Annotated in this window: 23 protein-coding genes and 3 pseudogenes; 11 read left to right on the forward strand and 15 right to left on the reverse strand. The window is 57.3% G+C overall.

The window, feature by feature from the left end:
* The first annotated feature begins 112 nt into the window (after positions 1-112).
* Positions 113-613, forward strand: a complete 501-nt coding sequence (locus DHN10_RS04055; RefSeq protein WP_234417004.1) for a CAP domain-containing protein — start codon at positions 113-115, stop codon at positions 611-613.
* Here DHN10_RS04055 and DHN10_RS04060 read toward each other — a convergent pair.
* Positions 610-1,395, reverse strand: a complete 786-nt coding sequence (locus DHN10_RS04060; protein WP_108813989.1) for a class I SAM-dependent methyltransferase — start codon at positions 1,393-1,395, stop codon at positions 610-612. The two genes, DHN10_RS04055 and DHN10_RS04060, sit on opposite strands and share 4 nt — an antisense overlap.
* Positions 1,396-1,458: 63 nt before the next feature.
* Here DHN10_RS04060 and gloB point away from each other — a divergent pair, with 63 nt between their 5' ends.
* The 3 genes from gloB (at position 1,459) to DHN10_RS04075 (ending at position 5,809) form a co-directional block, all read left to right on the forward strand.
* Positions 1,459-2,232, forward strand: coding sequence for a hydroxyacylglutathione hydrolase (gene gloB, locus DHN10_RS04065; protein ID WP_108813990.1), 774 nt, complete (start codon positions 1,459-1,461; stop codon positions 2,230-2,232).
* A gap of 182 nt (positions 2,233-2,414) precedes the next feature.
* Positions 2,415-4,742: an ATP-dependent Clp protease ATP-binding subunit ClpA gene (gene clpA / locus DHN10_RS04070; protein WP_108813991.1), complete on the forward strand. Its 2,328-nt coding sequence runs from the start codon at positions 2,415-2,417 to the stop codon at positions 4,740-4,742.
* 137 nt (positions 4,743-4,879) lie between these two features.
* Complete coding sequence (locus tag DHN10_RS04075) at positions 4,880-5,809, forward strand: homocysteine S-methyltransferase family protein (protein ID WP_108813992.1); 930 nt, start codon at positions 4,880-4,882, stop codon at positions 5,807-5,809.
* Between the two features lie 2 nt (positions 5,810-5,811).
* Here the strand turns inward: DHN10_RS04075 and DHN10_RS04080 are convergent, their stop codons facing one another.
* The 5 genes from DHN10_RS04080 to DHN10_RS04100 all read right to left on the reverse strand — a co-directional run bounded on the left by DHN10_RS04080 (position 5,812) and on the right by DHN10_RS04100 (position 11,592).
* The gene (locus DHN10_RS04080; protein WP_108813993.1) at positions 5,812-6,462 is read right to left on the reverse strand and encodes a DUF3726 domain-containing protein; all 651 of its coding nucleotides are present in this window, start codon (positions 6,460-6,462) and stop codon (positions 5,812-5,814) included.
* The gene (locus DHN10_RS04085; RefSeq protein ID WP_108813994.1) at positions 6,459-8,162 is read right to left on the reverse strand and encodes a hypothetical protein; all 1,704 of its coding nucleotides are present in this window, start codon (positions 8,160-8,162) and stop codon (positions 6,459-6,461) included. Before DHN10_RS04085 ends, DHN10_RS04080 begins: the two co-directional genes overlap by 4 nt.
* A gap of 11 nt (positions 8,163-8,173) precedes the next feature.
* Positions 8,174-9,148 (reverse strand): membrane dipeptidase, encoded by a 975-nt coding sequence (locus tag DHN10_RS04090; protein WP_108813995.1) that lies wholly within the window; start codon positions 9,146-9,148, stop codon positions 8,174-8,176.
* Entirely contained in the window at positions 9,148-10,593 is a 1,446-nt protein-coding gene (locus DHN10_RS04095) for an aldehyde dehydrogenase family protein (protein WP_108813996.1), read from the reverse strand. Before DHN10_RS04095 ends, DHN10_RS04090 begins: the two co-directional genes overlap by 1 nt.
* Positions 10,594-10,701: 108 nt before the next feature.
* Entirely contained in the window at positions 10,702-11,592 is an 891-nt protein-coding gene (locus tag DHN10_RS04100; RefSeq protein WP_108813997.1) for a LysR family transcriptional regulator, read from the reverse strand.
* 95 nt (positions 11,593-11,687) lie between these two features.
* Here DHN10_RS04100 and DHN10_RS04105 point away from each other — a divergent pair, with 95 nt between their 5' ends.
* On the forward strand, positions 11,688-12,029 hold the full coding sequence (locus DHN10_RS04105; RefSeq protein ID WP_108814498.1) for a RidA family protein: 342 nt from the start codon (positions 11,688-11,690) through the stop codon (positions 12,027-12,029).
* Positions 12,030-12,040: 11 nt separating this feature from the next.
* Here DHN10_RS04105 and DHN10_RS04110 read toward each other — a convergent pair whose 3' ends face one another.
* Positions 12,041-13,324, reverse strand: a complete 1,284-nt coding sequence (locus DHN10_RS04110) for a vWA domain-containing protein (RefSeq protein WP_159086908.1) — start codon at positions 13,322-13,324, stop codon at positions 12,041-12,043.
* A gap of 85 nt (positions 13,325-13,409) precedes the next feature.
* Here DHN10_RS04110 and DHN10_RS04115 point away from each other — a divergent pair, with 85 nt between their 5' ends.
* Both DHN10_RS04115 and DHN10_RS04120 read left to right on the forward strand, forming a co-directional pair.
* On the forward strand, positions 13,410-14,168 hold the full coding sequence (locus tag DHN10_RS04115) for a DUF6502 family protein (protein ID WP_108813999.1): 759 nt from the start codon (positions 13,410-13,412) through the stop codon (positions 14,166-14,168).
* Positions 14,165-14,350 (forward strand): hypothetical protein, encoded by a 186-nt coding sequence (locus tag DHN10_RS04120; RefSeq protein WP_108814000.1) that lies wholly within the window; start codon positions 14,165-14,167, stop codon positions 14,348-14,350. Before DHN10_RS04115 ends, DHN10_RS04120 begins: the two co-directional genes overlap by 4 nt.
* A gap of 5 nt (positions 14,351-14,355) precedes the next feature.
* Here the strand turns inward: DHN10_RS04120 and DHN10_RS04125 are convergent, their stop codons facing one another.
* From DHN10_RS04125 to DHN10_RS19965, 5 genes and pseudogenes are all read right to left on the reverse strand, one after another.
* The gene (locus DHN10_RS04125) at positions 14,356-16,062 is read right to left on the reverse strand and encodes a peptidoglycan -binding protein (protein ID WP_108814001.1); all 1,707 of its coding nucleotides are present in this window, start codon (positions 16,060-16,062) and stop codon (positions 14,356-14,358) included.
* A 3-nt stretch (positions 16,063-16,065) separates the two neighbouring features.
* A complete protein-coding gene (locus tag DHN10_RS04130) occupies positions 16,066-17,148 on the reverse strand; it encodes a biopolymer transporter ExbB (RefSeq protein WP_108814499.1) in 1,083 nt (360 codons plus the stop codon).
* Between the two features lie 155 nt (positions 17,149-17,303).
* Positions 17,304-17,834 carry a gamma-glutamylcyclotransferase gene (locus DHN10_RS04135; protein WP_108814002.1) on the reverse strand — a complete coding sequence of 177 codons (531 nt, stop codon included), beginning with the start codon at positions 17,832-17,834 and terminating at the stop codon, positions 17,304-17,306.
* Positions 17,835-17,895: 61 nt separating this feature from the next.
* A complete protein-coding gene (gene idi, locus DHN10_RS04140) occupies positions 17,896-18,429 on the reverse strand; it encodes an isopentenyl-diphosphate Delta-isomerase (RefSeq protein WP_108814003.1) in 534 nt (177 codons plus the stop codon).
* Positions 18,426-18,674, reverse strand: a pseudogene (locus DHN10_RS19965) (geranylgeranyl diphosphate reductase); the annotation flags it as partial. The pseudogene DHN10_RS19965 and the gene idi, both read right to left, overlap by 4 nt.
* 186 nt (positions 18,675-18,860) lie before the next feature.
* On the opposite strand from DHN10_RS19965, the gene DHN10_RS04150 reads away from it, so the two are divergent.
* The 4 genes and pseudogenes from DHN10_RS04150 to DHN10_RS04165 all read left to right on the forward strand — a co-directional run.
* A complete protein-coding gene (locus DHN10_RS04150; RefSeq protein WP_108814004.1) occupies positions 18,861-19,643 on the forward strand; it encodes a ThuA domain-containing protein in 783 nt (260 codons plus the stop codon).
* Positions 19,640-20,689, forward strand: coding sequence for a Gfo/Idh/MocA family protein (locus DHN10_RS04155; protein ID WP_108814005.1), 1,050 nt, complete (start codon positions 19,640-19,642; stop codon positions 20,687-20,689). The genes DHN10_RS04150 and DHN10_RS04155 overlap by 4 nt, the downstream gene beginning before the upstream one ends.
* Before the next feature lie 90 nt (positions 20,690-20,779).
* Positions 20,780-21,610, forward strand: coding sequence for a flagellar motor protein MotB (locus DHN10_RS04160; RefSeq protein ID WP_108814006.1), 831 nt, complete (start codon positions 20,780-20,782; stop codon positions 21,608-21,610).
* A gap of 112 nt (positions 21,611-21,722) precedes the next feature.
* Positions 21,723-23,021: pseudogene (locus DHN10_RS04165) on the forward strand (flagellar hook protein FlgE); the annotation flags it as partial.
* Here DHN10_RS04165 and DHN10_RS19970 read toward each other — a convergent pair.
* The 3 genes and pseudogenes from DHN10_RS19970 to DHN10_RS04180 all read right to left on the reverse strand — a co-directional run.
* A pseudogene (locus DHN10_RS19970) lies at positions 23,009-23,149 on the reverse strand (flagellin N-terminal helical domain-containing protein); the annotation flags it as partial. The pseudogenes DHN10_RS04165 and DHN10_RS19970 sit on opposite strands and share 13 nt — an antisense overlap.
* Positions 23,150-23,353: 204 nt before the next feature.
* Positions 23,354-23,695, reverse strand: coding sequence for a hypothetical protein (locus tag DHN10_RS04175; RefSeq protein ID WP_108814007.1), 342 nt, complete (start codon positions 23,693-23,695; stop codon positions 23,354-23,356).
* Entirely contained in the window at positions 23,676-23,981 is a 306-nt protein-coding gene (locus DHN10_RS04180) for a rod-binding protein (RefSeq protein WP_108814500.1), read from the reverse strand. Before DHN10_RS04180 ends, DHN10_RS04175 begins: the two co-directional genes overlap by 20 nt.
* Between the last annotated feature and the right edge of the window lie 50 nt (positions 23,982-24,031).

The following is a 24,031-nucleotide window of genomic DNA, read 5'->3' on the forward strand; positions in this document are numbered from 1 at the left end:
TCCCACCATGCCAAAACGGCATAAGCCTGCCGAACCTGCGTCCTTCGGGAACTGATGTTGTGTGACCCGTTCCGCCTGTTTTAGGCCAGTAACGCAACATGAGGGAATCACCATGAAAAACCGTATTTTTTGCGCCGCCGCCATCTGTATGACTGCCGCCTGTATGGGTTCTGGTGGTTCTAGTGGTTCAGGTGGCTCCTCCGTCGAGGCCTCTATGACGGCGATGGACAATTCTACGGACCGTAGTTTTGGCGGAATGCTCAACAGTGTGCGGTCAGCGAATGGGGCCAATAGCGTAACATATGATGCCCGTCTGGGTGTGGCTGCGCAAACGCATGCGAATGATATGTTGACCAACAATTTCTTTAGTCACCAAGGCAGCGATGGCTCGAATGCAGGTCAACGTATTCAACGCGCCGGCTATAACTGGCGTACTTGGGGCGAAAACATCGCGCAAGGCCAACAGAGCGAAGAAGCAGCACTGCGTGCCTGGGTGAATTCACCGGGTCACCAGAGCAACAACGTGAACCCCAATTTTGAAGATTTCGCCCTCGCGCGCGCTGGTTCGGGTCGTAATCTCTATTGGGTGCTCGTCCTCGCCTCAGAGAGCTAGGCAAGCGGATCGTCCGCGATATCGCGGGTTGGTACGTTCTCGGGTTTCGGTTTGGGTTTTGCGATCCCTTCTAGCGCTTTGAGCGGTTTGCGCACGGCCTCGGTCAGGCCGGGCCGGGATGGTGCTGCCATTTGTTTGCTGACCTCAATCATCAACACACCCCCTGCTGCGATCACCGGCAGGTTATGCCCCACTCGTTCCAGAAATCCGGCTGACTTGCGCCAGACCCTAAGTGCCGAAGGCGGCTGATACAGCGTTGATAGCGTTCGTTCCGTCACGAAGCGGTGTTTGCGCAGTTGCGCCTCTAGTTGGCTAAGCGAGTAGGGTCGCCCAAAGCCAAATGGTGTCTGATCCGACCGTGACCACAGCCCCGCCCGGTTTGGTACGATAAACACCGCCCGCCCGCCGGGGCCAAGCACACGCCAGGCTTCCTCAAGCAAGGATGATGGCTGTTCGGTTGTCTCCAACCCGTGCAGCATCACCAGTTTGTCCACATGTCCGGTTTCAATCGGCCATAACGTATCTTCGCAAAGCACGCTGACGTTTTGCCCATCTGCAGGCCATGGCATCACCCCCTGCGGCCCCGGCATCAGCCCGATCACCCGGCGTGCATCTTTCAGGAAGGGCCGCAACAAGGGCACGGCAAAGCCAAAGCCCACAACCATCTGCCCCTTTGCCTCGGGCCACATGGTCACCAGTTCATCACGGATCACCTTTTGCGCGGCCCGCCCAAGCGCGCTGCGATAGTAGAACTTTCGCAGATCCAAAACATCGAGGTGCATTGCGGTTTAGCGCTCCTTGGGCAAAGCTACTTTCGCAACATATCAAGCAAAGGCCGTATTTCCATGCCAAAGACATCTGCGATTGAATTGGTCACCGTGCCGTGCCTGCGCGACAACTATGCTTATCTGGTCCATAACACCCAAACGGGCGAGACCGCGCTGATCGATGCCCCCGAAGCCGCACCGATTCAGGCCGCATTGGACGCGCGGGGGTGGGTGCTGAACGATATCCTGATCACCCATCATCATGATGATCATATTGCTGGCGTTGCCGCATTGCGCGGAACTGCCCGTGTCATTGGTGCCGCCGCAGATGCCCATCGCTTGCCCGATCTTGATCTGGCGGTGCGTGAAGGCGACGTCGTCACAGTTTGCGGTCAGGCCACCCATGTGATGGATGTTTCAGGCCATACCATCGGCCATATCGCCTTTCACATGCCGAGTGCCGGGCTTGCCTTTACCGCCGATAGCCTAATGGCGCTGGGCTGTGGCCGCCTGTTTGAGGGTACGCCCGCCCAGATGTGGGACAGTATGCAAAAACTGCGCGCCCTGCCCGACAATACGGTGATTTGTTCCGGCCATGAATACACCGCCGCCAATGCCCGGTTTGCAGCAACCCTTGATCCTGATAATCCTGACCTTATCTCTCGTATCAAGGCAATCACAAAGGCCCGCGATGCGGGTCAGCCGACTGTCCCATCAAGCCTTTCCGAAGAGAAACGCACAAACCCCTTCCTGCGCGCTGATGATCCGGCGTTCAAGGCTGCGCTGGGCATGGCAGATGCATCAAATGCAGAGGTCTTTGCACATGTCCGGGCCAGCAAAGACAAATTTTGACCATCTTGCTGTGCTGTAGTGCCAAAAGACGGGTCAAATCACGGGCTTCACAAGATTTGTGATGCCGAAATGAAAAAAAGTCCTTGAAGGTTGGCGAATAAAACCAAACTTTAAAGATATAAGGCCACGGTTGGTGCAAGCCCAAGGCAAGCATCGACCCCCGATATGAAGGAGCACGGAACGTGCCATCATTTTCGACCACATTAGAGCAGTCCATTCATGGCGCCCTTGCGCTGGCAAATGAACGCAAACACGAACTTGCCACGCTGGAGCATTTGCTTTTGGCGTTGATTGACGAGCCTGATGCCACCCGCGTCATGCGCGCCTGTTCGGTCAATCTGGATGATTTGCGCAAGGATCTGGAAGATTTTATCGAAGATGACCTTTCTACCCTCATCACGGATGTTGAAGGGTCAGAAGCCGTGCCCACGGCAGCGTTCCAGCGCGTTATTCAGCGTGCGGCGATCCACGTTCAATCCTCTGGCCGCAGTGAAGTGACCGGTGCCAACGTATTGGTCGCGATCTTTGCAGAACGTGAAAGCAACGCCGCCTACTTCCTGCAAGGGCAGGATATGACCCGCTATGATGCGGTGAACTTCATTGCCCATGGCGTAGCCAAAGACCCCGCCTTTGGTGAGGCGCGCCCTGTGACCGGTTCCACTGAGGAGGGTGAGACGATTGCGCCCAGTGAAGCTGGTGAAGAAAAGGAAAGCGCGCTTGCGAAATACTGCGTCGATCTGAATGCCAAGGCGACCAAGGGTGATGTTGATCCCTTGATCGGCCGCGCGCATGAGGTGGAACGCTGCATCCAGGTGCTGTGCCGCCGTCGCAAGAACAACCCATTATTGGTAGGTGATCCGGGTGTTGGTAAAACCGCGATTGCGGAAGGTTTGGCCTTTAAGATCGTGAATGGCGAAACGCCAGAGGTGCTATCGAAGGCAACGATCTATTCGCTTGATATGGGCGCATTGCTGGCTGGTACACGTTATCGCGGTGATTTTGAGGAACGCCTAAAGGCTGTGATGACCGAGATGGAAGAACATCCTGATGCGGTGCTGTTCATCGACGAAATCCATACCGTGATCGGCGCTGGTGCGACCTCTGGTGGTGCCATGGATGCGTCCAACCTGCTGAAACCAGCGTTGCAGGGTGGCAAGCTGCGCTGCATGGGATCGACCACATATAAGGAATTCCGCCAGCACTTTGAAAAGGACCGCGCGTTGTCACGCCGGTTCCAGAAGATTGACGTGAAAGAGCCTTCGGTCCCTGACTCAATCAAGATTTTGCAGGGTTTGAAGCCCTATTTCGAAGAGCATCACAGTATCAAATACACGGCGGATGCGATCAAAACTGCTGTGGAACTGTCGGCGCGTTATATTAACGACCGGAAATTGCCCGATAAGGCGATTGACGTGATTGATGAAGCGGGTGCGGCACAGCATCTGGTCGCTGAAAGCAAACGTCGTAAGACGATCGGTACGAAAGAGATCGAGAATGTCGTGGCGAAGATTGCACGCATTCCGCCTAAGAACGTGTCGAAAGACGATGCAGAAGTTCTCAAGGATCTTGAGAAATCTTTGAAGCGCGTTGTCTTTGGTCAGGATACGGCGATTGAAGCCCTGTCGTCTGCGATCAAACTGGCGCGTGCGGGGCTACGTGAACCTGAAAAGCCGATTGGCAACTACCTGTTCGCGGGCCCAACCGGCGTAGGTAAGACCGAAGTGGCAAAGCAACTGGCCGATACGCTGGGTGTAGAGCTGATGCGCTTTGACATGTCTGAGTATATGGAAAAGCACGCCGTTTCGCGCCTGATTGGTGCGCCTCCCGGCTATGTCGGGTTTGACCAAGGCGGCATGCTGACCGATGGCGTCGATCAGAACCCGCACTGCGTGCTGCTGCTCGATGAGATGGAGAAGGCGCACCCTGACGTCTACAACATCTTGTTGCAGGTGATGGACCACGGAAAACTGACCGATCACAACGGGCGCACTACCGATTTCCGCAATGTGATCATCATCATGACGTCGAATGCGGGTGCGGCTGAAATGTCGAAGAACGCGTTGGGCTTTGGCCGTGAAACCCGAGAGGGCGAAGATACCGCCGCGATTGAGCGGACGTTCACGCCAGAATTCCGCAATCGTTTGGATGCGGTGATCAGCTTTGGCGCGCTGCCGAAACCGGTGATCATGCAGGTCGTTGAAAAGTTTGTGCTGCAACTTGAGGCGCAGCTGATTGATCGCAACGTGCATATTGAACTGACAACGGGCGCGGCTGAATGGCTGGCCGACAAAGGCTATGATGAAAAAATGGGTGCGCGTCCGTTGGGCCGCGTCATTCAGGAATACATCAAAAAACCGCTCGCGGAAGAGTTGCTCTTTGGCAAACTGGTCAAAGGTGGCATCGTCAAGGTTGGTGTCAAGAAAGGCGAGCTGGACCTCAAGTATGAAGCGCCTGCACAGGGCCGGATTACGGGTGGTGGAGATAAGCCGCCGTTGCTGACCGCGGATTGACCCTGAACAGATAGAGATGGAAAAGCCACCGCATCTTTGATGCGGTGGCTTTTTTGGTGCGTTCGCGCACCATATAGATATTGCGTCACCGGAGCCTTCGCCTCAGGCTTATCCTGATTGGGATAGAGGGGATCGTCATGACACCGCAGAATGGTCATTTGCCACAGGCAGGCGGGCGCGTCTTTCTGGCGTATGTCGGTATGGAAACGGACCTGATATTCAATCAGGGGATCGATCTGCCGGGTTTTGCGTCTTTTCCGCTGCTGGAAACAGAGGACGGACGCAGGCGTCTGCGCGGGTACTGCACTGATATGATCAGCCTGGCGCGTGCTCATAACCTTGGCGTCATACTTGAGAGCCCCACGTGGGTGGCGAATCGCGACCGCGGCGCGGCGATCGGTTATGATCTGCAAACCTTGGCCCAAAGGAACAGGCAGGGGGTTGCGCTGATGGCTGATGCCAGAGCAGGAGAAGACGACGTTCCGATCATCATTAGCGCAAATGTCGGCCCCCGAAGTGATGCCTATGCGCCTGCGGCGCAGATGTCAGCCGAAGATGCTGAATACTATCACGCTGAACAGATCGGCATTTTGTCCGAGACGGAGGTGGATGTGATCAGTGGCTACACGCTCGCCTATCCAGAGGAAGCCATCGGCATTGTCCGCGCCGCGCAGCAGTCACAATTGCCGGTCATTATTTCCTTCACCGTGGAAACAGATGGCTGCCTGCCGACCGGCATGCCCATCGGCAACGCGATTGAGGCCGTGGATGCGGCGACCGAGGGCTATGCCTCATACTTCATGATCAACTGCGCCCATCCTGACCATATAGCAGGAACGCTGACAGGGCAGGCTTGGATGAAACGTCTGCGGGGTGTGGTCGCCAACGCATCGCGATGCAGCCACGCAGAATTAGATAAGGCAGAGGTCCTTGATGACGGCAACCCGGAAGAACTGGGTCAGCAACTCGCCGAGATCCATCGCAAACACCCCGCCATTGCTGTTCTTGGGGGGTGTTGTGGTACGGACTTGCGACATATGAAGCAGATCGCCCAAGCGGTGGCCTGACCCTAGTCGTTGTCTGACACACCCGCCCCAGCCCCAAGGCGCCGGGATGCTTCGGTTGCGGGGGCGTAGGTCCGTTGTGCAAAGTCGTTCAGTGTGGCCCAAGCGCCTGGGCTGACCTCTCCACGCGACAGAGGCTGAGAAAACGCACCAGTGGCAGTAGTCACTTGTGCGCAGGACAATTGCGGGGTTTTTGTGACTAGCAGCGCGTCGTCCGCGTCAGAAATGCCTAGCCCATTGCCGTCCGTCACAACACGCATTCCACCCCATGACACACCAACCTGCGCCTTGATGTGCATCGCGGCCCAAGCGGCAAAGGGCACCACCAGCAACGGATAGCTGACATCGCGCATGGTGATATCGGTGCCGGCCGCCAATCGCTCTGCGTAATCGTTCAGGGCCGCGCCGCTGATCAAGGGGCAAAGCGCGCCGTTGGACGCATGCCACACGTCATCTAGATCACCCGGTGCGACCTGATCCGATGCAACGCCATCATTCTGACCAAGAAGCCCCGCAAGTGCTTCGCCACCCGGCAACCCGTGCGAGGTGAGCCAGCGCACCGCCTTTGCGGCCTCTTCGGATATGCCCCAGGATAACCCGCCGCCGCGAGCGGCCCGTTTGGCCAAGGCCTCTATTTCATTGAGAGAGTAACTCATGATGTCTCAACAGCACCGTTTGGGTAGGGCCAAAGATCAGCGTCGCGCGATTGCAGCTCTTCGGGGTAGGGCGCGTTGCCGAACATGCAGATTCGCACCCAACGGTCCGAGCGTGGATCAAAATGCATCGCACCAAAGAACGACAGTTTACAGCGCAGCATATCGATAGGCAGCAGATCCGATCCGATAGTGTTGTCGCGAATTTCGGCATAGGGCGCGCGCGCGACGATCTGCGCGCGCCTGACCGTATGGCGATGCTCTGGGCAGGCAAGCAGGAAGCCCGCGATGGCGTCATCAGGTGCCCAATCGGCAAGGGCAGTGCGCAGTGCCGCTGCATCTCTGCCGGGGGCCAGTGGTTGTTCGTATGGTGCGATGGGTTCTTCGAACCGTTCACCTAAACGCGGTTCCAGCTTTTCGGCAGAGACATACCATGCGCGGGCGCAGTGCTCTTTGGCGTTCCAATCAACGTCGAGCGCCCAGTCGTAGGCATCATCCAAGACGGTTTTTAGCTTGCCAACAGACATTGTTCCATCAATGCGGAATGTGTCGGTTTGGGTGTGGGCCATCGTGTCGGCCAAATCGTCAACGATGTTACCGTAGGGTTCCAGCATCAGTGACGCGAGGCATTCCTGAGCATCAACGCCAAGATGACCGGCGGCCCATTGGTACAGGCGATCCCAGGGGTGATCAGACTGCAAATCAGCGCTGTTCACATGTGCGGTTAGTGTCGCCAAATCCTGCCGCAATTCATCCAGTTTCTCAATCTGGATGGGGTGTTCGGACCGCCACAGCGCCGCAGATTGTACAGAGCGCGCTAGCAGATCGGTGAACAGCCGGGTATCGGCGACAGTTGCCGTTGCCAGACTACGCACCCGTGCGATTGCCTCTTCTCGGGCGGCGATCCAGTTGTTGAACAGCATTGGGTGATTGACGATGAATGGTGCCATGCCAAGCCCGGTCGAGTTGCCGATTCCCATGCTGCGCGCCGTTTCGGGGCTAAGCGTTGCGGTGCGGTCGCCACCTTTTAGGTTTGCCATATGCTGCATCAGATCGCGCACGTAAGTGCGGGTGAGGAAGACCGAGAGCATCTCGATCTGGAACGGCGCCGCGCATTCAGGACGTCCTGCGATCACCTCACGGTCGGCAGCGCCCAGTTTGCCAGACCCATAGACCGCCGTTGTGCGCATCAAGTAGCCAACCTTGGCCACCTCGGCCGGATCGGGCTGCTGTCCATCGGCAAGGCAGGACACCATATAGTCCCAGAGCCGCACGGATCGGTTGGCCCGCGACACAGAAAGTTCGGATTCGGTGACACGTCCTGCCTCTTGCAGAGGGATATTCGCGCGCAGGCGTTCGATATCGGCGTCGGTTGGCACGCCGTCAAACATGGTGAAAGTGCTGTCCCAAGCCTCTGCGATCACCCGGTCTGATCGTTTTTCTGCTGGCAGATCATGGGCAAATGCCACAAGCGAATAGGTTCGATCAGGCGTATGCGTGCAATAGATCGCGTGTCCAACACCTTTTGCATCAATCTCGAAAACTGGCCGTGAAAAGGTCCAGGCTTCGCGCTTCATCCGCCGGGTGAGGATCCGCATGAACGACAGGCGCGACTGGTGAAAGGACCCAAGACGCGCAAGCCGCATGACCGTTGCCGGGTCGCGCTGCGGGATGTCTGATGCAGGGTTCAGAGCTGCGCCCATGATGTGTCCTTTCACTGCGTTGGGATAAAGTTCTCTGCGTAAAAGCGGTGCCAGTTGTCGCCCATGATCCCGGCCGTCTCTGTCTCGCTTAGACCGGTCGCGCGCAATCCGCGTTCGATATTGTCAAAATCCCGGTTGTCGTTGAACCACGACGGCATTGGCGGAAAACCGGGGGCGGTTGCAGAGCCTTCGCCATAGTCGATTTCCTTGCTCCAGCGCCCGACCCGCATCCATTCGACAACGCTGTCTGGGTGGTCCTGACACAGATCTGTGCCGATCCCGAGGTGCTCTGCGCCGAATTTCTCGGCTGTCCGGGCGATCATTTCGCAGAAACTTTCCAGCGTGCAGTCTGATTTGTCTTTCAGGTGATGCGGGTAGACCGAAAAGCCGAGCATGCCGCCGTTTTCGGTGACCGCGCGGATGACATCATCCTTTTTGTTGCGCAACGCGGGCGACCATTCGTAGGGATTGGCATGGGTAATCGCGATAGGCCGCTCAGAGATGTCCGCGGCGTCAATCGTCGACCGATCTGCGGAATGGCTCATGTCCACGACCAGCCCAACCCGGTTCATTTCTTTGATCACCTGTTTGCCCATGCGGGTGATGCCGGTGTCTTCGGCTTCATAGCAACCCGTCGCCAGAAGCGACTGGTTGTTATAAGTCAGCTGCATGAACCGCGCGCCCAATGTGTGGACGATTTCGACAAGGCCGATGTCATCCTCAATCGGGCTCGGGTTCTGAAATCCAAAGAAGATCGCGGTGCGCCCGGTTTCGCGGGCTTTGTCCACGTCGCCCGCCCATTGGCCCTTCATGATCAGGTCAGGGTACTGTTCGAACCAACTGTTCCACTGTTCAAAGTTCAGGACGGTTTCGCGGAAATTCTCGTGATACGAGATGGTGACGTGAACCGCGTCCACGCCCCCTTCGCGCATCTGCCGAAAGATTTTCTCCGACCAATTGGCATATTGGAGATTGTCGATTCGCATCAGAGCGGTGTCCCCGATGAAATGTAAGCGGTCTTGACCGTGGTATAGAATTCAGCCGCCGCCTTGCCTTGTTCGCGCGGCCCGTAAGAGCTGTCACCGCGCCCGCCGAATGGTACGTGGTAATCGGTGCCAGCGGTTGGCAGGTTCACCATCACGCAGCCCGATTGCGCGTTGCGCCGGAAGTGGGTGGCGCGCGCAAGGTTTGTAGTGACGATGCCAGCGGTCAGGCCAAAGTTGGTGTCGTTGACGACATGCAATGCCTCTTCGTAACCGCCAACAGGGATAACACATGCAAGTGGCGCAAACATCTCTTCGCGGTTGATGCGCATGTCGTTGGTGGTGCCAGTGAACACGCCGGGGGACATGTAATAGCCTTCGGTCGGCATCTCTAGCCGCTGACCGCCGCAGAGCAGTTCGGCGCCTTCGGTTGCCGCCAGATCGACGTAGGCGAGGTTTTCGTTCAATTGCTGTTCGGATACAACTGGGCCCAGTTGCGTGCCTGCCTCCAAGGCGTGGCCAACCTTCATCGCCTTTGCACCGGCGACAAGTTTTTCGACGAATTGATCATGCACGCCCTGATGCACAACCAGACGCGAGGACGCGGTACATTTCTGACCAGAACCCCCAAACGCGCCGCCAAGTGCCAGCGTGACGGCAAGGTCGAGATCCGCGTCGTCCATGACGGCCAGCGCGTTCTTCGATCCCATTTCCATCTGCACCTTGGTCAGGTTCTGGATCGCGGCTGCGGCGATACCTTTGCCGACGGGGACCGATCCGGTAAAGCTGATCGCGTTGATCTTGGGGCTTTCGACCAGACGTTGACCGATGGCACCGCCAGCCCCCATGACCAAAGACACGAGGCCCTTGGGGATGTCCTGACGAGAGATGATTTCGACCAGTGCAACAGCAGAGGCGGGTGTGACATTCGCGGGCTTCCAGACCACGGCGTTGCCGTAGCAAAGCGCGGGCGCGATTTTCCACGATGCTGTGGCAGTCGGGAAGTTCCAAGGCGAGATGATCGCGACTGTGCCCACCGGCTCGCGGCGCACGTCAATTTCGATGCCGTCGCGCACGGAATCGGCATTTTCGCCGATCTGACGCAGGCATTCGGCGGCGTAATAGGTGAAGAACTGACCGGCGCGGAACACTTCGCCTTTGCCTTCGGCAAGCGGTTTACCTTCTTCACGGGACAACAATGTGCCCAACTCTTCGGCGCGGGCCATCATTTCGTTGCCGATAGCCATCAGAACGTTTTGCTTGCGCTCAAGACCATAAGCGGCCCACTCGGCCTGCGCCCGGCGGGCCTGATCAAGGGTGGCAACCAACTGATCAGAGGAGGCCTGCGCGAAGGTGCCGACCAGATCGCTCAGATCGGATGGATTTCTGTTCTCGATCTCGGAGCTGCCCGAAACCCATTCGCCTGCGATATAGTTCAAGTTTTGCATGCCATGTCCCCAAATTCTTGCATTCGCATAAGTGCTCTTTGGCACAATACGCGAGAGAGCTGATTCAGGCACGCAAGAATTAGTGTAGATTAATTCAGCCTTGCTGAATTATGGGTCGGGAAACAGCGTGCCGCTTTGCTGCATCTCTGACACCAATGCGAGGAACTCGCGCGCCGCGGGCATCAGCTTTGCGTGCGGCTGCGACGCGATGTGCACCGTGCGACGGGCGGTGACGTCCCGCAGTGGCAGAAAAACGATATCATCCTGTTCCTGCGAGACGGCCAAGCGCGGCAGAACCGATATGCCGACGCCTGCACGCACCAACCCCAACAGCGAGGTGATGCTGGGGACCATCAGGCGGGATTTGGCGAGGATCGGTTCAAAGTCCGGATCGGTGATCAGGTTGGACAGCCCGTTAGCGATCAACACATGATCCTGCATGTCACGCCAACCTAGTTGATCCCAGTCGCGGGCCAGCTGGTGGTCTTTTTGACACACCACACCAAAGCGGTCATTGAAAAGCTCGCGCCGGGTCAGATCGCCGACGGGTGATAAGGTGCCAATGCCGATATCGGCACGTTCATGTAGCAACTCATGCTCGATTGCGGCGGAATCCATGTCGCGTATATCGATTTGAACCCCGGCAAATTGCTGTGTGAAGCGCAGGATCACATGGGGCAGCAGGTTCTTGGCGACTGATGGCGTGACGACGAGGCGCAGATAGCCAAAGTCGGACCGGCTGAGCCCTTCGATAACCGCCACAGAGTTCTGAAAGTGGCTGACTTCGCGGCGCGCCTCTTCGTAGATCAAGGCACCCAAGGCAGTCAGTTTCGATTTGCGTGCGGTTTCAAACAACGGCACCCCAACGTGATCCTCGAATTGTTTGAGCATCATCGACACCGCCGAAGACGTGCGCCCCAACTCTTCCGCCGCCTCTGACAGGCTGCCATGTTGCACAACTGCGGTGAAGCACTTGAGCATTTCAATCTTGATCGCCATTTTCAGGTTTCCTGAAATACATTCAACGAATTCAAGTTTGCCTTGCCTTTGTTGTTGTGTCCATAAGAGAGCAAACGCACATAGGAATGTCAGACATGATCGAACGTATCGAAACCGGTGAACGCTCTTCCAAAATCGTTAAGCACAATGGCGTGGCATATCTGACCGGGCAGGTGGCCGAAGGTGACACCATTCAGGAACAGGTACGTATTTGCCTTGAAAAGGTTGATGCGCTGCTGATCAAAGCCGGATCTTCACGTGAACAAATGCTTCGCGTCACCATCTGGCTTGCGGATATGAAGGACTTTGCCGGCTTGAACGAAGTTTGGAACGCATGGGTACCTGCCGGTCATGCCCCTGCACGCGCCTGCGGAGAGGCAAAGCTGGCGCGGACAGAGTTGAAGGTCGAATTTATCGTGGACGCGGCTTACGATTAAGCCGCACCGCGCTAGTTTCGGCACCTGCCGTTGTCGTAGCTGCCAACCTCGCGGATAACATCAGAGGGTGCCGCCTCAACGCGGCGACCGGTGAGTTCTGAACGCAGGACACGCACCATCAGGTCGTTCAGACGCGTCACCTGATAGCACGACACGGTGGGTTCCGCGTGGCTAAAGCCCACCCCACTGTCGTCAGTCAGGAACAGGTAACGACCACCGGTGACCACTGATCCTTGGCGCATGAGAAATTCCAATCGATCCTCAACCCCGCTGGCCGCCAGCCCAAAGATCTGAATGCCATTGGCCGCAGCGGTTCGCGCTGCATCGTAATAGGTCCGGGTTTGGGAGGCGCGCGGTGGCTCATCTCCGACCTGAAACAATAAGCGTTCACCACGACCGCGCCGCCAGTCCAGCTGCATCGCGGCTTGCAAGGCGTCTGCGACCACCTCTGGCCCGCCGGCACCCCCTGAGGAGCGCTCTGACGCGACCCACTGCCTGAATTGCGTCAGATTGCGGGTGAAACCGTAGCTTTTGATCACATAAGGGTCGGCGGGCGCTTTGTAGACGACCAGCCCAAACCTAATGTCGACGCCTGGTGCCGCACTTTGAGCGTTGCGCGTGATCTCTCTGATTTCCTGGGCGAGCCATGACAATTCATCCGCCATGCTGCCGGTGGTGTCGACGACAAAGACAAGATCAAGAAAGTCGGGCGACCATGTGCCCGTAAATGGCAAGGTCACGGCGTGCTGCGTTTGTCCGGTTTGGAGCGTCGTCACGACTGCGGGACCACCAGTGTCAGGAAACGCGCGCATCTCGACCGTGCGAAGCCGTGACTGGCCCAATGTCGCAGGGAATACTGTGACGTTTCCATCAACACCGGAATAGCCATCATAGAACGGGTCGGCGGCGCCGGGTTCGTGCAGGGTGATACGCACGCCGGGCGCGGGTGCGCCATCAGAGCCGCGCAATTGCGCCAGCACAGGACGGTTGAAGTTAGCCTTGGGCAGGCGCAATTCGGAGCTTGCTTCGCCCTGATAACGTAGGAAAGCCGAAAGGTTCAGCGTGTCGTCAATATCGCCAGCTGTGACGACCCCCGCCGCAGGTGCGACCCGTGGCGATGGCGGCGGGACAATGACCATGGCAGGGGCTACTGGCATTGCTTCAGCCATAACAGGAGCTTCGATGACCGCCTGCGTCTGCGCGCCGGTGATGGCCGGTCGTTGCTGCAAGTCGGTGGTCGAGCAGCCCCCGATAAGTGTGGCGATTGTGATGATCAAATGCGTTCTGAGTTTCATATCATGATCCGTTTCATAAAATGTGTAAATTGCACATATTTTGAATCCTATGGACTTGTCAATAGAAATGTGTAAATTGCACATTATGATTGATTTGCTCGATAGATTGCTTGGCCCATTCGCCCGACTGATGGTGGCGCGGGGTGTTCAGTTTCCCGAATTGGCCGAACGGCTCAAGGCGCACTATGTGGACGCGGCGAAGGGCATGTCGGACGGCAAGATGACGGACAGTCGCCTGTCAATTTTGACCGGTTTGCAGCGCCGTGACGTCGCACGGCTGCGCGCATTGCCGGCGCCGGAACCGCGTACACACCACCTCGCGCGTCTGTTGGCCCTTTGGCAAAATGAACCCGCCTTTGATGGCCGCGACCTGCCACGGAATGGCCCTGCGCCCTCGTTTGAGGCGCTGGCCAAGATTGTCCGCAAGGATATCCATCCGCGTACCATGCTGGACACGTTGGAAGCGGCGGGCGCCGTCGCAATTGACGGCGAAACCCAGAACGTGCGCCTGTTGCAGGCCTCATATCAGCCCTTGTCGGGGTCTGAGGATCAGTTGGCCTATCTGACGCAAAACCTTGGTGACCATTTTGATGCAGCGACTGACAATGTGCTTGGACAGGACCCGCCACATTTTGAGCGCGCTGTGCATTACACTGAGCTGACGAATGATCATATCGCTGCGCTAAAAGCGGACTATGATGCGGCGCAGATGGCCTTGCTCAAGCGTCTGAGCGCGCGGGCGGCTGAGATGAAGAAAGACGCCCTGAAACTGCCAGCCGAGGACCGAATTGCGTGCTTCCGCGCGGGTGGCTATTTCTACGCAACACAGGAAGACGAAACATGAAACGCCTGATCATCTGTCTGACATTGGCGCTGGGCGCATGTAGCTTGCCGCAGGAAGAACGGGCAGCCATAGCGCCGCCGGTTCTGGAGTCGCCTGCGGTAATGGCGGCGCCCGTGATGGTGCCTTGCAATATCAACGAGGTGGCCGCGCATGACGGCATCGGCGGGACCGGGTGTAGGTAACCGGCCTAGCGTTCGGTCAATTTCAACTCAATCCGGCGGTTCTGCGCGCGAGCCTCTGGTGTGTCCAGTGGGTTGATGGGCTGGAATTCACCAAAGCCGTTTGCAGCCAAACGTCGTGGGTCGATCCCCAGTTCTTCGGACATAAACCGCACCACGGACAGCGCGCGCGCCTGACTTAGTTCCCAGTTGTCGGCGAAACGTCCGCCACGGTTCACAGGGATGTTGTCGGTGTGCCCGTCGACACGGATCACCCAATCGATCCCCGCCGGAATGTCATCGGCGATGCCCCGCAGGATGTCGGCGATATTGGCGATCTCAACCTCGCCCGCTTGCGCGAGCGTGGCACTGCCCGGTTCGAACAGTACCTCGGAATTGAAGATGAAGCGGTCGCCTTCGATCCGCACTCGGTCTTGTCCTTCAAGGATTTGGCGCAATTCGCCAAAGAAATTCGATTTGAACCGTGACAAATCTTCTGCTTCGGCGGCGAGCCGTTCGGCCTCTTCCTCAAGCCGTGCTGTCTCGGTCTCTAGCCGGATGCGCTCTGCCTCTTCCAGCGCGCGCCGCTGCCGTTCCTCAGAGACGACGCGGGCGAGGGCGGTATTGAGTTGCGCGCCCAATGTTTCGATCTGCACTTGCGCTTCTCGGTCTGTTTCTTCAGCTAGGTTCAGCAAGGACTGCAGGTCACCGACCTGCGTGCGCAAGGCCGTGATTTGCTCATTCAGCAAAGCAACCTCACGCTGGCTTTCGGCAGAAAGCGCTTCTTGCTTCGAAAGTTCTTCGTTGGCCAGTGCCAGCAGGGCCGCCTGTTCGTCAGCTGAGTTTGCGCCGATTTGTGCGTCGGCACGCAGAAGTGCAAGCTCTGAGCGGGCTTCGGCAAGTTGCACTGTCAGCGTGTCATTCTCACCCGCCAATGAACCGCGCAGCGTGTCGAGTTCTTCTTGTGCGGCACGCGCAGCAGCCAGCAACGTCAGCGTATCCTCGGCTTCGCGACGCTGTTCTTCTAGGTTCAGCGTCATCGCCGTCAGTTCTGTGTCGGCATTGGCCAGCCGCTCTCGCAGCGCTTCTGCAGCGGCCGCGTCCGTCAGCATTTCGGCTTCTAAAGCGGAAATGCGTGCTGTTGCTTCTGACTGCTCGGTTTCGAGGTCAGCAATCATCGCCTCCAACGCTTCGCGGCGGGCGGCGGCCAAACGTGCGGCTTGGGTCCCGGCATCGATTTCGCTGCGCGCGTCGGCCAGTGCAAGGTTGAGCGCCTCTTGCTGTGACAAAAGCCGTTCCTGTTCGGTCTCCAGTCCGGCAATGCTGGCACGTGCATCCACACGATCGCTCAGCAAGCCTGCGACCTGTGCCTCAAACTGCGTGATCTCGCTTTGGGCTGCGGCCAGCGCCTGATCCTGCGTTTCGCGTTCTGCGATCAAGGCCGCGATCCGGCCTGCCTGCCGCGTGGCCTCTGCGTTGGCTGCATCAAGGTCGGCATTCAAAGACGCCGACCTGTCCTGTTCAAGCCCAAGGGTTGCAGCCAAAGCCGCGACCTCGTTACTGAGCGCATCCAGCTCGCTTTCCTGACCAGTGATCTGCTGACGTAGCACAAACTGGATCACCATAAAGATGGTCAGAACGAACATCAGCACCAGCAAAAGCCCGGTCATCGCATCCACAAAGCCCGGCCAAATGGCGTTCTGAAACCTGTTCGATGATCTGCGGCTCAGCGCCATGGATCAGCCTCTGTCCCGGATCGCGCCCGCCAGATTGGCGATATCTGCGCGCAAATCACCGATGCTTTCCTGTCGCCCGGCTGACATCTCCTCAAGAATGCGCAGCAGTTGGACGTCGATAGAGCGCAGGCGCATCCGGCTTTCGGCATCGATGCCTTCCATCCCGCTGTCATCAAGTTTCTTGATCAGCGCTTCCTGACTAACGGCCACGCGTTCTAGCATTTCGGATTTTGTGTCGGCGGCTGTGTTTTGCGCCATTTGTTCGACAGCTTGCGCAAGCGTGGCAAATCGCCTGTCGTTTTCTTCGCGATCCGCATCGGTCTGGCCCATCATCATCTGGATGGTATCCATCAACTCGCCCAACTGATCCACGAATGAACCCATGACGCCCATATCAGCGCCGCCGCCTTCTTCGCCGTCGATGCCCACGCGGGTGATCGTGGACAGCCATTCCTCTAGCTCGCGGTAGAACCGGTTTTGGCCGTGCCCTGCAAAGAGTTCCAGCAGGCCGACGATCAGCGATCCAGCCAATCCCAAGAGTGAGCTTGAGAACGCTGTGCCCATGCCGCCAAGCTGGGCCTCTAGCCCTGATTGGAGCCGCGCAAAGATGTCAGCCCCGCTTTCACCTTCACCGGGGTTGAGCGAGCGGATGGTTTCGACCAACGCCGGAACGGTTGTGGCCAACCCGTAGAATGTGCCCAGAAGGCCAAGGAAAATCAGTACGTTACCAATGTATCTGGTAATCTCGCGGTCTTCATCGATCCGTTGGCCAACGGAATCCAGAATGGACCGTCCCGAAGATGATGAAACCTGCGTGCGTGCGCCACGTGACCGCAAGAGTGTCGCAAGTGGCGCCAAAAGCGATGGTGCCGCGCTGTAGGAGTGTCCGCCTGCATCCCGTGCAAACCGTTCGATCCAGCGCACCGAGTTCATCAACAAGAAGACCTGATTGAAACAGGACAGGACACCCAGAACGAAGACGCCAAGAATGACCCCGTTCAGGTAGGGGTTAGATTGATAGATCGCAGTGATCTGGGACAACCCTAGATAAAAGCCAGACCCAACAAGCCCAAGCACAATCAGCATGAACAAAAGCTGGCGAATAGGTTGTGAAAACTGCGGTTGCGCCTTGGGTTCCCGTTTTTCCGACACGGATGGGAGTCCTCATATAGTGTGTTGTTGCTGCCCCCATAGCACCATATGGCGGAATCTCTGCAAACCCAAATAAATTCGAGCCCGGCCTATGTTGCTGTCAAAGCACGCACACGTTGTGTCAGCCAAGCCATATCGTCGTCTTTGATGCCCAGTTCGGTCAGATGATCGGCAGTGTTATAAAGATACTCAGTGTTGGGTCCGCGCCCGCCGACGGCACGCGCGATGATCTGCGCCTGTTTTTCAAGATCAAACTGACAATACTGCCGGTGACCGCGGTTGATGATATAGGCCAGCGCCGGGATCGTCTTGCCCGCGTCCGTGGTCAGTTCAACAGTGTCTTCGTAATAGGCAGATGAGATCAGCTCGCGTTCGCGCAGCATCGCAAGCACAGTGTCTGCTTCGCTGTCGCGTACCTTGAAGGCAACGCCGGTGCATTGTCCGCCTGCCTGCGTGTCCAATGCCAGCACCAGCCCCGGATCATCCTCACTGCCCCGGTGATGGATTGAGAGCATGCAAAAGCTACGGTGGTAGTCGTGCAGCCGTGCTTTGATGGTTTCTTCGGGGGTGAAGCCGGGGTTCCACAGCAGTGACCCATATCCAAAAACCCAAAATGCCATCTTTGCCGTCCCTTTTGCCGTTCTTGCCCATAAACACTGTTCGGGACGAAACGAAAAGGGGTCAGCGGGCGCGGACGAGATCAGGGAAGATCGCAGAAGCGTGCTGTTGCAGGTAAATCTTTAGCCATGGCGTGTAGTGGGTAGGGTTCCGGGCGACATCTGCACAAAGGTCGTAGAAATCAACCCAACGGGTCGCCATCACCTCGTCCGGGTTCGGCGCGAGTGTCAGATCGTCCGGCGAGTCGGTGACATAGACCTCGACCACCTCATGTTCGATCAACCCGCCGCCTACATCGGCGCGGTACTCAATCTGATCGCGGTGCGTAGGGTAGAGCCTGATAATCCCCAGCTCTTCGTTCAGGCGCCGTACGGCGCAATCTGCGGGGTCTTCGTCCCACTCTGGGTGGGTACAACAGGTGTTCGCCCAAAGCCCCGGCGTGTGATATTTGCCCATTGCGCGCTGTTGGATCAGCACACGCCCCCGGTTCAGAACAAAGACACTGACGGCCTTATGTTTTAGCCCGCGCAGATGCGCATCGAGTTTTTCAACGGGTTTGAGCGTGCCGTTTTCCCAGGCCGGGATCATGATCGTCATGTGCGCAGCGAAGAGACAAGCCGTGTCAGTTGGGCAGGGTTATCGATGCCGATCTTTAGGTGTGCCATGGGCCGCGCCTTTGCCAAATTCGTGTTCATATAGGCCTCAAACGTCAGCTTTTACACGTCGACATCTTGACGCAGGGCCACAGGCCGCTCGCACCGGCCGTCGCTGCGATAGTAGGCGTTTTGCATCGGGCCGAGAACCCGAAAAACCTGTTTGTGTTCGCGCATGAAGAGTTCGCGCCATCAGCTGGATCCCCAGTTTAGCGTCGAATTTCATCTCATTGCCGCTGGTCTTGTCCAGATAGATCACAGGCGTGCCTCGCATCGGTTCAATTCTGCCGCAAACCGGCCTGCTCACTTTCATCCTTGTATTTCACACGGGCCTAGCGCAACGTCGACTCAAAGCGCTTTGAAAAGGTGAATCGCGTGACTATCCGAGCTATCGTCTGGGGCGAGAACGTCCATGAACAAACCAACAAGATCGTCTCTGATCTGTATCCTGATGGTATGCATGGCGCCATCGCGGAGGCCCTGTGCCTTGACGGGATTGATGCAACAACAGCCACGTTGCAGGACGCCGAACATGGGCTGTCGGACGATCGACTGGCCCAGACGGATGTTTTGCTTTGGTGGGGGCATGCCGCTCACGGTGATGTCGCCGATGAGGTGGTGGAACGTGTTGCGGATCACGTGAACGCCGGCATGGGCCTGATACTGCTGCATTCGGCGCATTTTGCGAAGATATTTAAGCGGCTGATGGGCACGCCCTGCAACCTGACTTGGCGCGAGGCGGGCGAGCGCGAGCGTTTGTGGGTCACCTCGCGCAATCACCCGATTGCTGCTGGTTTGCCTGATCATTTTGAGCTTGAAACCGAAGAAATGTATGGCGAACCCTTCGGTGTGCCCGAACCGCTAGAGACCGTGTTCATCAGCTGGTTTCAGGGAGGAGAGGTGTTCCGCTCTGGGCTGACCTACAAGCGGGGTGCTGGCAATGTGTTCTATTTCCGCCCCGGCCATGAAACCTATCCGACCTATCATGATGCCAATGTACAGACCGTGCTGCGCAATGCAGTGCGCTGGGCCTACAACCCTGCGCCGCGCGTGATCGGGGTCAACGATGCGCCCAATGTGCCCGTTGATCAGGCGCTGGAGCCGATCAAGGAACGTGGCCCCAAACTGCATGCCGACGGCGAGGATGGCTTCCGGTGATCCGTGTTCTGATTGTGGGCACCGGCAACATGGCGCATGACCACGCCAAGGCATATGCCGCCATGGATGATGTCACGATTGTCGGTGGTGTTGATCCCAACGCGGCCAATCTGGCCGCCTTTGCTGCAGAATTCGGCATCCTGCATCGCTTTTCCAGTGTTGAGGACGCCATTGTCTGGGGTGAGTTTGACGCGGCCTCGAACGTCACCCCTGATGCTATCCATCATCGCACAACATTGCCGCTGCTGAAGGCGGGCAAGCATGTTCTTTGCGAAAAGCCGCTTGCCACCTCTTATCCGGATGCTGCCGAACTGGCGCAGGCCGCAAAAGATGCCGATGTCATCAATATGGTGAACCTGACATATCGCAACGTGCCAGCACTGATGCAGGCGGCGCAAATGGTCAGAGAAGGCCAGATCGGTGAGGTGCGCCATTTTGAGGCGTCCTATCTGCAAAGCTGGCTGACGCAGGATGCCTGGGGTGATTGGCAGACCGAGGACGCATGGTTGTGGCGTCTGTCTACTGACCATGGATCAATGGGTGTTTTGGGCGACGTCGGTGTTCACATCCTCGATTTTGCCAGTTTCGCAGCGGGTGCTGATCCAGATCGGATTTCGTGCAGACTCAAGACCTTTGACAAGGCGGCGGGAGGCAAGATTGGCAACTATACATTGGACGCCAACGACAGCATGGCGATGCATCTATCACTGTCGAATGGGGCGGTTGGCGTGATCCACGCCAGCCGCTTTGCCAGTGGTCATATCAATGACCTGCGTTTGCGTCTTTTTGGCACCACCGGCGGGCTTGATGTGCGCTTTGAACGGTGGAAAAGCAGCCTGTCGATCTGTGTGGGCGATGATTTGCACAACGGGGACTGGGTGGAAGTGCCACCCAGCCCGGTTGTACCTAATTTCCGCCGGTTTATTGAGGCGGTCAAGACAGGGCAACCTGCCATGCCGGATTTTGCGCGCGGCGCTGTGTTGCAGCGGGTGTTGGATCTGGCTGTCGCGTCAGATGCTGCAGGCGCCTGCGATCAGGCCGTCTGACCTACGACATTTTCATCGAATTGTTCCGTTAAGCCTGCTTTCATTTTCCACCCGCTATCCCTGATTTCAGTTGGAAAGAGGGGTGGAGCCATGACTGCGGGAACAAATGCGCCGACGATCATCAAACGCAAGAAAGTCATCGCTGGTGGGGGCCACCACGGTGGAGCATGGAAAGTGGCATATGCGGATTTTGTCACGGCAATGATGGCGTTTTTTATGCTGATGTGGTTGCTCAACGCCACAACAGAACAGAAGCGCAAAGGTCTTGCTGACTACTTTTCGCCGTCGATCGCCGTGAACAGGGTGTCAGGCGGCGGGTCCGGGGCCTTTGGCGGTGACAATATGTTCACGCAGGAAGCACTGGCCCAAAGTGGTGCAGGCGTGGTGCGACCGGCAATAATGGCGATGCCGCCCCCCGGTGACGCTGAGGTTGATGCAGTCATCGCAGCACAGGTCGCCGCCTTGCGTGATCTTGAAGAAGTGTTGCTGGCACAGGGTGGCGAAAGCATGCTGTCGGATCAGGCGCTGCGCCACATCATTACGCGTCTGACCGATGAGGGCCTGATCATCGAAATCTTTGATCTTCCCGATGTGGCGCTTTTTGAAGGTGACACAGCCATCGCTAACCCGGTGGTGGCCGAGATCGCAGCAATTCTGGCCCGGCTCTTTGCTGCGGTCAGCAACACGGTTGTGGTCGAGGGACATCTAAGCGCGAAACCAATCCTGCAGGTTGATAACCCGATTTGGGATCTCTCGACCGCTCGCGCCGCGCAAATGCGGCTGATGCTGGAAACGGGTGGTCTGGATCCGCGGCGCATCATGCGGTTGACCGGCGCTGGTGATCGCGACCCTGCGGTGGGTGATCCGACGGCGCCGCGCAACAATCGGATCGAAGTGATCCTGTTGCGCAGTGACATCTAGCAGGGACGAGGCGCACAATTTACAGCGCATTTTAGACATTAGGGAGGCATTAAGACTGGGGCTTTATGCCTGACTACAACACACGTTGGTTCGCTGCAGAAAGGCCGTCCTCATGTCAATTTCCTCTTCTTTGAACGCCAGTGTTGCTGGGCTGGCGGCGAATGCCTCTCGCCTGGCGACGATCTCAGACAATACCTCAAATTCCTCCACGTATGGGTACAAGCGTGCCGTGACCGATTTCCAATCGATGGTGATCGAAGGCGGGAAGGGTTCGTATTCTGCGGGTGGCGTTCGCACAACAACCACGCGGTTGATTGATGAACGCGGGGCGTTGGTTTCAACAACCAATCCCACAGATTTGGCCGTGCGGGGGCGGGGGATGCTCCCAGTGACCTCTGAAACGTCAGTGAACGTCAACAACGGAGACAACCCTCTTTTCCTGACGACAACCGGGTCGTTTCGCCCTGACGCACAAGGTTTTCTGCGGACCACGGGTGGTCTGGTATTGCTGGGCGTGCCCGCCGCACCGAACGGCACGATCCCCAATTATCCACGCGACTCGATTGACGGGCTAGTGCCAGTGCAGATCAACGCCAACCAATTCGCAGGAGAACCGACAACGCGCGTTGACCTATCTGTAAACCTGCCTGCAACATCGACGCGCGAAGGGGCACCGGGCGATACGGAATCTCTTACGGTTGAGTATTTTGATAACCTTGGGGCTTCTTCAAACCTGATCATTGTCTTGACGCCGACTGTACCTGCGAACGGTGCTTCCAACGAATGGACAATGAGCATCAGCGATAGTGAAACCGATGTTGATGCAAATGGTGTGCCTGACGTTGTTGGTGAGTATCGACTGACGTTTGACGATACCCGCGGTGGCGGCGGTACCTTGGCCAACGTCGATTTTGCTGACCCTGTCACACCCGTCGGCGGCCCTTACGTCCCAGCCACTGGCGTTCTTACCATCAACGTGGACGGCGGCCCGATGGAGATCAACATAGGCGAACTGGGCAGTTCTATCGGCTTGACCCAACTATCGGACGCCTTTGCACCAGTATCAATTTCGAAAAACGGGACGCCGGTTGGTAGCCTGACATCGATTGAGGTGGACCAGAATGGGTTCGTGCGGGCGTCATTTGACATTGGTATCAACCGCGTTCTGTACCAGATACCACTTGTGGATGTGGCAAATGTGAACGGGCTTGAATCGCATGATCAGCAAAGTTTCAGGGTCACTCCAGACAGTGGTTCGTTCTTCCTGTGGGATGCGTCGGACGGCCCCACCGGTGACATCGTCGGATTTGCGCTTGAGGAATCAGCGACAGACGTCGCCGGTGAACTGACGGAACTGATCCAGACCCAGCGGGCCTATTCATCTAATGCCAAAGTGATCCAGACAGTCGAATTGTCCCGTGCGGATCCAATCTCTTTACCGGTGGAAATCATCGACTGTGTCTTGGACAGGTCATTATTGATGGACTTGAGGGTTTGCAGCGCGACCATCGCGCTGTTGTTCGTAAGGATACTGGACATTGTGTGGGTCTTTCGAATGAGGCGCTTTGCACCGTGTGATTTCAGGAATCTACAGCTTTGCTGCAGGTTGAAGCGTCATTCTGACGGAAGGCACTGGCGAATGTTCGCGCCAGTCAGCCGTTTTGGCGTTGCCCTCAATAAGCCGGTCTAGCCTGAACAAACTCCTAATTCGCCCAGCTCAAATGCGGACAATTTGAGCGAAATTCATGCCTTCTTTTCAAGACCTTTGTTGTGTGTCGGGACCGTTGCCAGAGTGCCGGATTGGTCATAAATGCTCAGCCCTTGTTGCACTTGCAAGAGTTCCGCAACTCGTGCGCGCGCCGCAGCCATGCCACCAACCGCAGCCTGCAAAAGCGCCTGGTTGGCCTGCAATCTGGATTTCAATTTTTGCAACGCTTGTTGCGGATGTTGATCAGGGCGCAGTTGCGCCATCTGCGACTCGATGGACGTCTGGATCACCTTGAGCGGCTGATAGCGAGCAGATCGGATCGCATCGGCCTCAGCATCAAGCGTTTCAAGAAGGGCATCAATTGTTGACCGTGTCATAGCCGCGCGCCTTCATCGCCTCAAAAAGGGCCTCTGCCAGGCCAATGCCCCCCGACTTCACCATCTCTTCGGCCTGTGCGTCGCGCAGGAACGACCCGAACTGTTCTTCACCATGCCCGCCGCCAAAGGCGTCCTGCGGTGCGCCGACACCTGCAGATTTGAGCATCTCGGCCAAAAAGGTCGCCTCCAGCTTTTCGGCAGCGTCGCGCAGTTTGGGGTTGGACTGTATATAGTCGGGCAGGTTGGTCGTGGGCCGGGGCGGCGGCAGCACAGGAATCGTTGTCATCGGGTTCTCCGTTGTCTGATTGACGACAGAATGTGGGATAGTCCTAAACA

Origin of the sequence: Loktanella sp. Alg231-35 (assembly GCF_900143545.1) — a bacterium.
Taxonomy (GTDB): Bacteria; Pseudomonadota; Alphaproteobacteria; order Rhodobacterales; family Rhodobacteraceae; genus Yoonia.